The organism is Micromonospora zhanjiangensis (genome assembly GCF_042650605.1).
GTDB classification, from domain to species: domain Bacteria; phylum Actinomycetota; class Actinomycetes; order Mycobacteriales; family Micromonosporaceae; genus Micromonospora_J; species Micromonospora_J zhanjiangensis.
The window spans coordinates 381955-394936 of the sequence record NZ_JBHSBN010000001.1 but is presented as its reverse complement, the minus strand read 5'-3'; the positions used below and the strand labels follow the sequence as shown (position 1 = coordinate 394936).

Genomic DNA, 12982 nt, shown 5'->3' with positions numbered 1-12982 from the left:
CAGTCTCCAACGCCGAGCCGGGGGGTGGTCGCGAAGGATTCTCGCGCATCACCCCACGTGACGCAGCACACGCCCACCCGGCGGTCGGCCGAGCCGCCGGTCAGCCCTCCGGAACCTGTTCGGCGAGGGCCAGCCAGGCCTCCTCGACCCTTTCCCGCTCGCCGCGTACGGTTCGCAGTTGCCCGTCCAACTCGGCGACCTTGGCGTAGTCGGTGGCGTGCGCGGCGAGTTGCTCGTGCAGGGCCGCCTCGCGCTGCTCCAGCTTGCCGACCTGCCGTTCCAGCCGGCTCAGTTCCTTCTTGGCGGTGCGCACCTCGGCGGCGCTGAGCCGCGGCACCCCGGCGGGACCGGTCCCGACCTGCGCCGCGGCGGCGGCCGGCCGGGTCGATTCCGGCGCGGCCGGCCGGCCCTCGCCGTCGCCGGCCCGGGCCAGGTACTCGTCCACACCGCCGGGCAGGTGCACCAGCCGGCCGTCGCCGAACATGCCGTAGACCACGTCGGTGACCCGTTCGATCAGGTACCGGTCGTGGCTGGCCACCACCAGCGTGCCGGGCCAGGAGTCGAGCAGGTCCTCCAGCGCGGCCAGTGTGTCGGTGTCCAGATCGTTGGTGGGCTCGTCGAACAGCAGCACGTTGGGTTCGGCGGCGAGCAGCCGGAGCAGCTGCAGCCGGCGCCGCTCACCGCCGGACAGGTCGCTCACCGGGGTCCACAGCCGCCGGTCGTCGAAGCCGAACATCTCGGCGAGCTGGCTGGCGGCGAGTTCCCGGTCGCCGAGCACCACCCGGCGGGCCACCTCCTCGACCGCCTCCAGCACCCGCAGCTCACCGGGCAGTTCGGCCAGCTCCTGGGACAGGAACGCCGGTCGTACCGTCGAACCGGTGCGGACGGTGCCGGCCTCCGGCTCGCGGACCCCGGCCAGCAGGCGCAGCAGGGTGGTCTTGCCGGCGCCGTTGGCGCCGACGACGGCGATCCGGTCGCCCGGACCGACCTGCCAGGTCAGGTCGTCGAGGATCAGCTTCGGGCCGGCGTACAGGGTGACCGATTCCAGGTCGTAGACCTGCTTGCCGAGCCGGGCGGTGGCCAGCCGTTGCAGGCTCACGCTGTCGCGCGGCGGCGGGACGTCCGCGATCAGCGCGTTGGCCGCCTCGATCCGGAACCGGGGCTTGGAGGTACGGGCCGGCGGGCCACGGCGCAGCCAGGCAATCTCCTTGCGCAGCAGGTTCTGCCGACGGGCCTCGGTCGCCGCGGCGACCCGCTCGCGCTCGGCGCGGGCCAGCGTCCAGGCGGCGAAGCCGCCCTCGTAGGCGCGGACGGTCTGGTCGGCGACCTCCCAGGTGGTGGTGCAGACGGCGTCCAGGAACCACCGGTCGTGGGTGACCACCACCAGCGCACCCCGCCGCTGTACGAGGTGGCGGGCCAGCCAGTCGACGCCGGCCACGTCCAGATGGTTGGTGGGTTCGTCGAGGATGAGCAGGTCGGCCGGGCGGACCAGCAGGGCGGCCAGGGCGACCCGGCGGCGCTCGCCGCCGGACATCGGCCCGACCGGCTGGTCCAGCCCCAGGTACGGCATGCCCAGCCCGTCGAGGATGCGGCGGACCCCCGCGTCGCCGGCCCACTCGTGTTCGGCGCCCATGCTCTCGTCCAGCCAGGCGGTGCCGAGCACCACGTCCCGGACGGTCGCCTCGGCGGCCAGCCGCAGGGTCTGCGGCAGCCAAGCCACCCGCAGGTCCCGCCGGTGGGTGACCCGGCCGGCATCCGGCTCCTCGGTCTTGGTCAACAGCCGCAGCAGGGTCGACTTGCCGGCGCCGTTGAGCCCCACCACGCCGATCCGGTCGGTGTCGTCCAGGCCCAGGGACACGTCGGTCAGCAGCGGCCCCGCGGCGCCATAGCCCTTGGACACCCGGTCCAGGTTGACGATGTTGGCCACTGCCCCGCCCTTCAACATCATTTTCGTTCGTCGGGCCGGTCGCCCGAGGTCGCCAAGGTTAACGCCGTGGCCCGTGGCGGGCTTCCCCGCGCACGCCACCGCCCCGGGGCGGCTCAGCTGGTCCGGGCGCCGGGAACCGGGCCGTGCGCCGGGTGGGCCGCCCGGCACACGCCGGCGGCGGTGAGGCCGGCCGCCAGCCGCTCGGCGTCCTCGCCGTCGGCGGCGAGGAACACGCAGGTGGGCCCGGAACCGGAGACGATACCGGCCAGCGCTCCCTCGGCCCGGCCGGCCTTGAGCACCTCGGCCAGCTCCGGCCGCAGCGACACCGCCGCCGGTTGCAGGTCGTTGCCGAGCGCCTCGGCCAGCACCCGGGGGTCGCGCTGGCGCAGCGCCGCCAGCAACGCGTCCGCGCTGCCCCGGGGCGTCGGCGCGGTCGCCGTGCCGCGGAGCCGGTCGAGTTCGGCGTAGACCTGCGGGGTGGACAGGCCGCCGTCGGCGACGGCCACCACCCAGTGCCAGGTGGTGGGCCGGGCCAGCACCGGGCTGACCACCTCGCCCCGACCGGTGCCCAGGGCGGTGCCGCCGTGCACCAGGAACGGGACGTCGGAGCCGAGGGTGGCGGCGATGGCTGCCAGTTCGTCGCGGGACAGTCCGGTGCCCCAGAGCGCGTCGCAGGCGACCAGGGCGGCGGCCGCGTCGGCGCTGCCGCCGGCCAGCCCGGCGGCCAGCGGGATCCGCTTGCGCAGGTGCAGCCGCGCGTGCGCGGGGACCCCGGCGTGGCCGGCCAGGGCGCGGGCCGCCCGGATCACCAGGTTGCTGTCGTCCAGGGCGAGTTGACCGGCTCCCTCGCCCTCCATGGTCAGGGTGAGCGTGTCACCCCGTCGGGCGGTCAGCTCGTCGTGGATCGAGATCGCGTGGTAAACGGTGTTCAGCTCGTGGAAACCGTCCGGCCGCACCGGGCCGACCCCGAGATGAAGATTGATCTTCGCGGGCGCCTTGACCCGGACCGGTCCGAGGGAGCCTCTGGGCCGGTCGTCGTCCGGCCGCCATGCCTCGGTCACCGACCGGCGTCCAGCGCCGACCCGGCCCGTTCCCGCTGCGGCTGCGTCCTCATCCGGTCCCTTCCGTCACAGTTCGGCGTCAGCCTACTCGGCGCCCGTCGTACCCGTCGGGGCCGACGCGGCGATGGCGGCGAACTGCGCCACGGTCAGCGCCTCGCCCCGGGCGCCGGGGTCGACACCGGCCGCGACCAGCGCCGCCGCCGCGCGGTCCGGGCCGCCGGCCCAGCCGGCCAGCGCGGCGCGCAGCGTCTTGCGACGCTGGGCGAAGGCCGCATCCACCACCGCGAAGACCCGTTCCCGGGGTACGTCGGTCCGGGGCGGCTCGCGGCGGGTGAAGGCGACCAGCCCGGAGTCGACGTTGGGGACCGGCCAGAAGACGTTGGGCGGGACCTTCCCGGCGCCGCGGGCCGCGGCGTACCAGGCGAGCTTCACCGACGGGACGCCGTAGACCTTGGAGCCGGGCCCGGCCACCAGCCGGTCGGCGACCTCCTTCTGCACCATGACCAGCCCGCGCCGCAGCGTGGGCAGTGCGGCCAGCAGGTGCAGCACCACCGGAACCGCGACGTTGTAGGGCAGGTTGGCGACCAGCGCCGTGGGCGGCGGCTCGGTCAGCTCGGCCGCGCCGATCCGCAGCGCGTCGGCGTGGTGCACGGTGAGCCGGCCGGCCGGCCCGGCGCCGGCCCGGTCGGCCACGGTGGCCGGCAGGGCCGCGGCCAGCGCCGGGTCCAGTTCCACCGCGTGTACGTGGGCCGCGACCGGCAGCAGGCCCAGGGTGAGCGAGCCGAGTCCCGGGCCGACCTCCAGCGCCACGTCGTCCGGGGCGAGGCCGGCGGCGGCGACGATCCGGCGCACCGTGTTCGGGTCGTGCACGAAGTTCTGCCCGAGCCGTTTGGTCGGTGCCACCCCCAGCCGGCCCGCCAGCTCCCGAATCTCGACCGGGCCGAGCAGCCCGGTGGCCAGGGCGGATCCCCGGCCGTCACCCCCGGCGCCGGACGGGCCCCCCGCCGGCAACTGGGAACCCGGATCGGGGCGCTGGTCGGTCATGGTGGCAAGCCTACGGTCGGTACCGGCACGGGGATCCGTCCGGGCGGAGCGACCGGCTATCGCCAGGGGCCGAACAGCCGGTCGCCGGTCGCGGAGATCGCCCGGCACAGCTCGTCCAGGTCGGTGCCGGTGGTGTCGGCCAGCGCCCGGACGGTCAGCGGGATCAGGTACGACGCGTTGGGCCGCCCCCGGTGCGGCGTCGGCGTCAGGTACGGGGCGTCGGTCTCCACCAGCAGTTGGTCGATCGGGGTGACCCGGGCCGCCGCGCGCAGCGCGCCGGCGCTGGCGAAGGTGACCGTGCCGGCGAAACTGAGCACGTACCCGCGCCGGACGCACTCGGCGGCGAACTCCGCGTCCCCGGAGAAGCAGTGCAGCACCACCGCGTCCGGCGCGCCCTCGTCGTCGAGGATCCGCAGCACGTCGGCGTGCGCGTCCCGGTCGTGGATGACCAGCGGCTTGCCGTACCGCTTGGCGATGGCGACGTGCGCCCGGAAGCTGGCCTCCTGCGCGGCCCGCCCGTCGTCGCCGGTGCGGAAGAAGTCCATCCCGGTCTCGCCGACGCCGCGGACCCGGTCCTGGCCGGCCAGCGCCTCGATCTCGCGCAGCGCGGCGTCCAGGTCGGCCAGTCGGGGCGCCTCGTTGGGGTGCAGGGCGACGGTGGCCAGCACCGCGTCGTACCGGGTGGCCAGGTCGGCGCCCCAGCGGGACGACTCGACGTCCACCCCGACCTGGACCAGCCGGTCGACGCCCACGCCCGCGGCGACGGCGATGGCGGCGTCGACCGGGTCCGCGCCGGCCCGGCCGGCGAGCGGCCCGGTCGCCGTCGGGCCGGTCCCGGTCGGGTCCGGGGCGCCCGGTACGCCGGCCTCGGCGAGGGTGATGTCCAGGTGGGTGTGGCTGTCCAGGACGGGGCTGGGCAGCGGCTCGGGGGCCGGCGGGAACTCCCCGGCCCGGCGCGCCGCCCGCTGACGTCGGGACTCGGCTGGCTCAGTCATCGCCGCCAGCATCACACATCACCCGACACCGCTCACCACCACCGCCGGCCGATGAAGGGCCCCGGCCGGGTGGCGGCGCGGGCGGCGGGTGGCGGCGCGGGTGGCGGCGCGGGCGTCGGGTGCGATCGGTGCGGGTACCACGGCCGGTAACCGTCCGTTCATCCGGCCGGTACCCAACGCACCTAGCCTGGTCGCCGTGACCGTTCTTCCCCAGCCGCGCGGGCCGGCCCAGGCGCCGCCCGGGGTGCGGGTGGCGTACGCCGGAGCCGTGCACCCGGCCGAGGAGATCGCCCGGGGCGCGGCGTACGAGGTGTTCAGCGTCGATCCGCGGGACGGCTTTCTCCGCGACGCGCGCCCGGATGCCCGGTGGCCGTGGCACCGCTTCGTGCACGCCAGCGAGGTCGAGGTCGTCCAGGGCGGCCGAACCGACCGGACCGAGCTGGACCAGCCGCTGATGGCGCCGGTCAGCCGGGTCCGGACCTGGGCCGACCTCCACCGGCTCAGCCAACGGCCGGACGGCGACGACCCGGTCCTGGCCGCCGTCCGCGAATCGGCGGTGATCCGCCGGGGCACGACCATGGTCAAGGTGCTCTCCGCCCGGCAGTTGTCCGGCTACGTCCGCGGCCGGCTACCGTTCGGGTTCTGCCACCGCGAGTACGACATCGCCCACCTGCGCACCCCGGCCGACCTGTCGCTGTTGCGCACCGACCCGGACGGCACGCCGGGCGACCCCGACGTCGCCTTCGTGCTGCGCTGGCGGGCCGTCGACCCGGTCGACTTCGAGGCGCCGGTGACGGGCGGCCACGACGGGCTGACCCGGATGCCCCCGCACGACCGGATCGGCCCGCCGGTACTGGGCACCGGGTTCACGCCCAGCAGCCGGCACCTCGTCCCGGAGTTCGTCACCCGCGACCTCGCCGACCTGCCGATGCCGGCCAACGCGGCCCTGGTGGCGTACCTGCCGGACGGCGACGAGGTGGTGCTCTACACGTACCAGCCGGAGCAGCGCGGCTGGCTGCGGCTGGTCGGACCGCGCGGCCGGCACCTGCTGGCGGCCGTGCCGGGCGTTCCCCCCGACCAGGAGTACCTGCCGGTCCCGCAGGAGGACCGGTCGACCCGCCTGGTGGGCACCCACCGGGGACAGGAGTACGAGGCGGTGGCCGACCTGCCCGGCGGGTTCCGGGTGCTGGCGATGACCCGCGCGGCCCGCTACCCGGTGGACTCGGTGAGCCGCCGGGTCCGCTACGTCACCTGGCGGGACACCACCTGCCTGGCGCTGCGGGCGGAGTCCGGCTGGCTCCGGCTGCGGTTGTGCCGACCGGATCCGGAGAACGTCGCCGCGCTCGGCGCCCAGTGCCTCGAGCGCGGCGTGTACGAGACGTGGGCCCCGGCCGTCGAGATCAGCGACGACCGGTCGGTGGACGTCCCGTACCCGCTCGGTCAGCCGGCCAGCCGGGCCAGCTCCTCCTCCACGATGGACGGGTCGAGCTTGCGGAACACCGGTTTCGGCGCCGCCAGCGGACGACCCGCCTCGATCGGGCTGGACGCCCACCGCACACCGCCGGTGTAGTCGCCGGTGAGCACCGGGTACGCCGGCCCGCCGTCCAGGTCCTCGACCTCCACGACGGACGGCATCGGGGTGTGTACGCCGGTGCCGCCGAGCAGCTCGTGGATCTTCTGCGCGGAGTGCGGCAGGAACGGGGAGAGCAGGGTGTTGGCGTCGCTGACCACCTGCAGGGCGACGTGCAGGATGGTGCCCATCCGGGGCTTGTCCTCGTCGGTCTTGAGCTTCCACGGGGCCTGCTCCGACAGGTAGCGGTTGGCCTCGGCGACCACCCGCATCGCCTCGCCGACGGCCTGCTTCTGCCGGTGCCGCTCGATCAGGGCGCCGACGGTGTCGAAGCCGGCCCGGGCGGTGGCCAGCAGCGCCTCGTCGGCCTCGGTGAGACCGGCCGGGTCGACCGGCGGCACGGCCCCGAAGTTCTTCGCCGCCATCGAGATCGACCGGTTGACCAGATTGCCCCAGCCGGCGACCAGTTCGTCGTTGTTGCGGCGGAGGAACTCGGCCCAGGTGAAGTCGGTGTCCTGGCTCTCCGGACCGGCGACGGCGATGAAGTAGCGCAGCGCGTCCGCGTCGTACCGGGCCAGGAAGTCGCGTACGTAGATGACGACCTGGCGGGACGAGGAGAACTTGCGGCCCTCCATGGTGAGGAACTCGCTGGAGACCACCTCGGTGGGCAGGTTCAGCCGACCCAGGGCGCCCGGCTCGCCGTCCCGGGCGCCCTGGCCCGAGTAGCCGAGCAGCAGCGCCGGCCAGATCACCGAGTGGAAGACGATGTTGTCCTTGCCCATGAAGTAGTAGCCGCGGGCGTCCTTGCCCTGCCCGTCGGCCGACCACCAGCGCCGCCAGGCGTCCGGGTCGCCGCTGCGGCGGGCCCACTCGACGGACGCGGAGAGATAACCGATCACGGCGTCGAACCAGACGTAGATCCGCTTGTCGGTGCGGTCCCGCCAGTCGTCGAGCGGGATCGGTACGCCCCACTCCAGGTCCCGGGTGATCGCCCGGGGCTGGAGGTCGTCGAGCAGGTTCCGGGAGAACCGGAGCACGTTGGGACGCCAGCCCTCGCGGCTGTCCAACCAGCCGGCCAGCGCGTCGGCCAAAGCCGGCAGGTCGAGGAAGAAGTGTTCGGTCTCGACGAACTCCGGGGTCTCCCCGTTGATCTTCGAACGGGGGTTGATCAGGTCGACCGGGTCGAGCTGGTTGCCGCAGTTGTCACACTGGTCACCCCGCGCGCTGTCGTACCCGCAGATCGGGCAGGTGCCCTCGATGTAGCGGTCGGGCAGGGTCCGGCCGGTGGACGGCGAGATCGCCCCCATGGTGACCTTGGGGACGATGTAGCCGTTGCGGTGCAGCCCGTCGAAGAGCTCCTGCACCACCGCGTAGTGGTTGCGGGTGGTGGTCCGGGTGAACAGGTCGTAGGAGAGGCCGAGGCCGTGCAGATCCTCGACGATGACCCGGTTGTACCGGTCGGCGAGTTCGCGCGGGGTGACCCCCTCGTTGTCCGCCTGCACCTGGATCGGGGTGCCGTGCTCGTCGGTGCCGGAGACCATGAGCACGTCGTGCCCGGCCATCCGCATGTACCGGCTGAACACGTCGGAGGGCACCCCGAAGCCGGAGACGTGGCCGATGTGACGCGGGCCGTTGGCGTACGGCCAGGCGACCGCGGCGAGAACGTGACTCATGGTCAGCAAGCCTAGTGACCTGCGTCGGCCGGGCGGCAGGCAACCGTCACCGTCCGGGGGAAGCATCCGGACGTGAGAAAGATTGGCGTGATTTGCCGTTTCGCCCCCTCGACACTCGCCGTCACCTACCCGTCTCCGACGGTGACCCGTTGTCCAATGAGGGCGTGACTGGCAACCCAGCGCCGCAGCAACCGGGCGAACGGCGGCCGACCGGTCCGGCGTCCCCCGCCGGGACCGAGCCGACCGGCCCCGACCAGGGCGGTTCCGCGGTCCGGGCGGGCACCGGCGGGACCGGGACGGGCGTACCGGCGGCCGTCGGCCGGGCCGCGGCGGTCGGTCCGCCGGCGACCGGCTCGTGGGCCGGCGGGCCGTTCGGCACCCCGCCGCTGCGGGCCCGCGGCCGGGCCCGGGTGGTACCGCGGCCGACGGATCCCGAACGGTCGACCGACCCGGTCGGTCCACCACCGCCACCGACCGGCCCCGGCGAGCCGGCGGGCGGCGGCCCGGGCGGGCCGGCGGCGGCCGACCCGCGAGAACCGGACGCGGCCGAGCCGGACGAAGCCACCGAGCCACACGGACCGGACGCGACCGGGCCGAACGGGCCGGAAGCAGCCGAGCCGGAAGCAGCCGAGCCGGAAGCAGCCGAGCCGGAAGCAGCCGAGCCGGAAGCGGCCGAGCCGGACGAGCCGGAAGCGGCCGAGCCGAACGAGCCGGAGGCCGGAGCGGCGGGCGCGCCGGAGGCCGACGGGGCGTGGGAGCCGGACCGCGGCGGGCCGGGCGGGTCGGTACGCGGTGAGGGGCCGTCCGAGATCTCGACGAGCATCGAGGTGACCACCGGGGCCCGGCGGCGGGACCTGCCGCGCCGGGTGCCGCTGCGCTCGGCGATGGAGCGGCTGGCGAGCGCCCGGTCGGAGTGGGATCCCGGCGCGGACCCGTCGGGCGAGCCGACCGCCGACGAGCCGGCCTTCTGGCTACCGATCGAGGAGGTGCACTGGGACGGCCGGCCGGTGCAGCGGGAGACCCGCTCGTGGTTCGAGCGTCGCCGGGCCGACCGGGCCGACCGGCGGCGGGCGGCCCGACCGAAGGGCCCCCGCGACCCGCGGTACGGATTGCCCGGCCTGCTCGCGGTGACCCTGGTGGCCGGCTTCTTCGCCTGGGTCAGTGCCGAGCCGCTCTGGCTGGCCGTCGGGCACGGTGACCGCGGCACCGCCACGGTGACCTGGTGCACCGGGCACGGGCTGAACCTGAGTTGTCGGGGCGACTTCACTCCGGCGGACCGGACGTTCACCGCCCGGGGCGTACCGCTGTCCGGGCTGGGGCCGGCTCAGCGCGGCCCTGGCGCGCAGGTCGGTGCCCGGATGGTCGGCGCCGACGGCGCCCGGGCGTACGCGGACACCGGGTTCGGCCGGCAGTTGCGCTGGCTGCTCGGGCTGCTGGTGACCCTGGCCTGCGGTCCGGTCATCGTCTGGGTCACCGGGGCGCTGCGGTTGCCGGAGCTGGGGACCCGGCGCGGTGCGGCGGCGGCCGGGCTGGCCGGGCCGGTGTTGATCACCGCGGGTTTCCTGGCCGCGACCTACTGACGGCCACCGGTGCCGGTGGTCAGCCGGCGTGTACCAGGGCGTACACCTCGCGGCGGCGCAGTCCGTGGCGTTCGGCCACGGCGGTGATCGCGTCCCGGCGGGAGGCGCCGGCCGCCTCCCGCTCGGCGACCGCGGCCCGCAGCTCGTCGTCCGTGGGTCGCTCGGCCGCCGCGGCCGGCGCGCCCGCGACGACCAGGGTGATCTCGCCGCGGGGTTCGGTCCGCGCGGCCCAGTCGGCCAGTTCGCCGAGCGGGCGGCGCAGCACCTCCTCGTACGTCTTGGTCAGCTCGCGGCACAGGGCGGCCGGCCGGTCCGGGCCGAACGCCTCGGCCAGGTCGGTCAGGGCGGCGCCGACCCGGTGCGGCGCCTCGAACAGCACCAGGGTGCGTTCCTCGCCGGCCAGCGACCGCAGCCGGGTCCGCCGGGCCCCGCCCGAGCGGGGCAGGAAACCCTCGAAGCAGAACCGGTCGCAGGGCAGCCCGGACAGGGCCAGCGCGGTGGTGACCGCGCTGGGGCCGGGGGCCGCGGTGACCGGCACTCCGGCGTCCAGGGCGGCCCGGACCAGCCGGTATCCCGGGTCCGAGACGCTCGGCATCCCGCCGTCGGTGACCAGCGCGACCAACGCGCCGTCGCGCAGGGCGTCGACCAGGTCGGGGGTACGCCGCTCCTCGTTCCCCTCGAAGTAGGAGACGATCCGGCCGGCGACGGTGACGTCCAGATCGCGGGCCAGCCGGGTGAGCCGCCGGGTGTCCTCGGCGGCCACCACGTCGGCGCTGGCGAGCACGTCGCGCAGTCGGGAGGAGGCGTCGCCGGGGTTGCCGAGCGGGGCGCCCAACAGCACCAGGCGGCCAGTATCGGACATTTCACCCATCGCACGACTCCCTTGCCGTCCCATGTACCGGCCCGCCGGGTCCCGCAACACCCGTTCGCAGCCTACGATCGCGGGGTGACCCAGGCGTCGACAGCGCAGCCTACGAGCCCGGACAACGCCACCGACCAGCCGAGCGGTGGCGCGGACAGTCGATCCGGCGACCCGAAGGACAGACCCGGCGAGCCTACGGAGCTGCCCGGCGGGCCGGGCGACCGCCCCGCCGGTGGGGTCGCCGACATCGTGCGCCGCCGGCTGGCCCCGCTGGAGCGGCGGCTCGACCCGTGGTCCTGGGTCGCCACGCTGGTGGTCACCGCGATCGCGGCGGTGCTGCGGCTGATCGGGCTGAGCCACCCCAAGGGCAAGATCTTCGACGAGGTCTACTACGCCACCGACGCGCACAGCCTGCTGGTGCACGGCTTCGAGTGGGACGAGAAGTCCAACACCGCCGCGTACGTGGTGCACCCGCCGCTGGGCAAGTGGATGATCGCGATCGGCGAGCGGCTGTTCGGCTACAACGAGCTGGGCTGGCGGTTCTCGGCCGCGGTGGTGGGCACGCTCGCCGTCCTGCTGACGGTACGGATCGGGCGCCGGATGTTCCGGTCCACCATGCTCGGCTGCGCGGCCGGCCTGTTGATGGCGCTGGACGGCTTCCAGCTGGTGCTGTCCCGGACCGCCCTGCTGGACATCTTCCTGTTGTTCTTCGTGCTGGCCGCGTTCGGCGCGCTGGTGGTGGACCGGGACGCCCGCCGGGGTCGCTGGCTGCGGGCGCTGGAGGGCGGCCTCGACCCGACGAAACCGGGGCGGGAGGGCCGGCTGCCGCTGCGTTTCCCGGCCTCGGTGCCGTGGTGGCGGCTGCTGTCCGCGGTGCTGCTCGGCTGCGCCGTCTCGGTGAAGTGGAGCGCGCTGTACTTCCTTCCGGCGTTCCTGCTGCTGATGCTGTTCTGGGAGGTCGGCGCCCGGCGGGCGGTCGGGGTGCGGCGCCCGTGGCGGGACACGCTGATCGCCGAGACCGGCTGGTTCTTCGCGTTCGGTGTGCTGGTGGCGGCGGCGTACGTGGCCTCGTGGTCGGGCTGGCTGCTGACCGACGGCGGTTACTTCCGGCACTGGCTGGCCGCCAACGGAAAGCCGGAACCGCCGGTGATCGGGGCGCTGCAGAATCTCGCCCACTACCACATCGAGGCGTACAAGTTCCACACCACATTGGAGGCCACCCACCCGTACCAGTCCTGGCCGTGGCAGTGGTTGCTGCTCGGCCGGCCGGTGGCGTTCTACTGGTCCAACGCCGGGGCGTGTGGCGCGTCGAGTTGCGCGGCCGAGACGTTGTTGCTGGGCACGCCGGTGCTGTGGTGGTCGTTCCTGCCGGCGCTGGCCGGCCTGGCCTGGCTGGGTATCGCCCGGCGGGACTGGCGGGCCGGGGCGATCCTGCTCTGCGTGGCCGCCGGGCTGCTGCCCTGGTTCAAGTACGCCCTGGACGGGCGGACGATGTTCTTCTTCTACGCGGCGCCGGCCGAGCCGTTCCTGATCCTCGCGGTGGTGTTCGTGCTCGGCGCGTTGATGTCACCGGTGCCGGCCCGGTCGCCGACGACCGGTGTCCCGGTGCTCGAACCGACGCCGGAACGGTCGGACCGCCGGCTGGTCGGTGCCGTGGTGGCCGGCGCGTACGTGTTGCTCGTCGCGATCTGCTTCGCCTACTTCTGGCCGATCTTCATCGGACAGGATCTGTCCTACGCGGACTGGTCGGCGCGGATGTGGCTGGGCGGGCGGTGGATCTGAGCCGGCGTCGACGCCGGGCCGTGTTTGGTACCGGGGCGGTCGAGCGCCGCCCGCGACCTTGTCGACGGGTTCCGCGGCTGCCGAGGCGGAGTCCAGAGGGCGGCCCGGCAAAGTCCTGAGACCCGGCCCGGCGGCGGTACCCGACGCCGGGCCGCGCGTGGCGGCGTGGCGTCCGCGTGACGCTGCCCGGGTGGGATCACGTCGTCCGTGCGGATCACCCCGCCCGGGTGGGGGTCGGAAGTCCGACGGTGGCCGGGATCGGGCGTGAAAGATGAGGAAGATGCCCGTCAGGAGTGACAGGACGAGCACATAGGGGCGCGCCCCGATCGCCTGCCACGGGGGAAGCGGGCGATTGGGGCGCGCACAATGAGCTTAACGAGCCGGGATCACCGACACAACGGGTGACCCGGGGTCAGATTTCTGACCGAAGCGGTGCCGGCCGGACCGGACAACCGGGGGCCGGCGGTCGCGGCGGCCGACCGGCCATC

The 12982-nt window shown here is 74.7% G+C and carries 8 protein-coding genes; 2 read left to right on the top strand and 6 right to left on the bottom strand.

From position 1 onward, the window contains the following. Nucleotides 1–100: 100 nt before the first annotated feature. The 5 genes from ACFOX0_RS01880 to metG all read right to left on the bottom strand — a co-directional run bounded on the left by ACFOX0_RS01880 (nt 101) and on the right by metG (nt 8270). On the bottom strand, nt 101–1927 hold the full coding sequence (locus ACFOX0_RS01880; RefSeq protein WP_377541615.1) for an ABC-F family ATP-binding cassette domain-containing protein: 1827 nt from the start codon (nt 1925–1927) through the stop codon (nt 101–103). 113 nt (nt 1928–2040) lie between these two features. Further along, nucleotides 2041–2988, bottom strand: coding sequence for a 4-(cytidine 5'-diphospho)-2-C-methyl-D-erythritol kinase (locus tag ACFOX0_RS01875; RefSeq protein ID WP_377541614.1), 948 nt, complete (start codon nt 2986–2988; stop codon nt 2041–2043). 84 nt (nt 2989–3072) lie between these two features. Continuing rightward, nucleotides 3073–3948 carry a 16S rRNA (adenine(1518)-N(6)/adenine(1519)-N(6))-dimethyltransferase RsmA gene (gene rsmA, locus ACFOX0_RS01870; RefSeq protein WP_377541876.1) on the bottom strand — a complete coding sequence of 292 codons (876 nt, stop codon included), beginning with the start codon at nt 3946–3948 and terminating at the stop codon, nt 3073–3075. A gap of 140 nt (nt 3949–4088) precedes the next feature. Further along, on the bottom strand, nt 4089–5039 hold the full coding sequence (locus tag ACFOX0_RS01865; protein ID WP_377541613.1) for a TatD family hydrolase: 951 nt from the start codon (nt 5037–5039) through the stop codon (nt 4089–4091). A 1428-nt stretch (nt 5040–6467) separates the two neighbouring features. Next, nucleotides 6468–8270 carry a methionine--tRNA ligase gene (metG, locus tag ACFOX0_RS01860; protein ID WP_377541612.1) on the bottom strand — a complete coding sequence of 601 codons (1803 nt, stop codon included), beginning with the start codon at nt 8268–8270 and terminating at the stop codon, nt 6468–6470. Between the two features lie 164 nt (nt 8271–8434). On the opposite strand from metG, the gene ACFOX0_RS01855 reads away from it, so the two are divergent. Further along, nucleotides 8435–9850 (top strand): hypothetical protein, encoded by a 1416-nt coding sequence (locus tag ACFOX0_RS01855; protein WP_377541611.1) that lies wholly within the window; start codon nt 8435–8437, stop codon nt 9848–9850. 19 nt (nt 9851–9869) lie between these two features. Here the strand turns inward: ACFOX0_RS01855 and rsmI are convergent, their stop codons facing one another. Continuing rightward, entirely contained in the window at nt 9870–10721 is an 852-nt protein-coding gene (gene rsmI, locus ACFOX0_RS01850) for a 16S rRNA (cytidine(1402)-2'-O)-methyltransferase (RefSeq protein WP_377541610.1), read from the bottom strand. 75 nt (nt 10722–10796) lie between these two features. Here rsmI and ACFOX0_RS01845 point away from each other — a divergent pair, with 75 nt between their 5' ends. Then, entirely contained in the window at nt 10797–12494 is a 1698-nt protein-coding gene (locus ACFOX0_RS01845; RefSeq protein ID WP_377541609.1) for a dolichyl-phosphate-mannose--protein mannosyltransferase, read from the top strand. Nucleotides 12495–12982 lie beyond the last annotated feature (488 nt).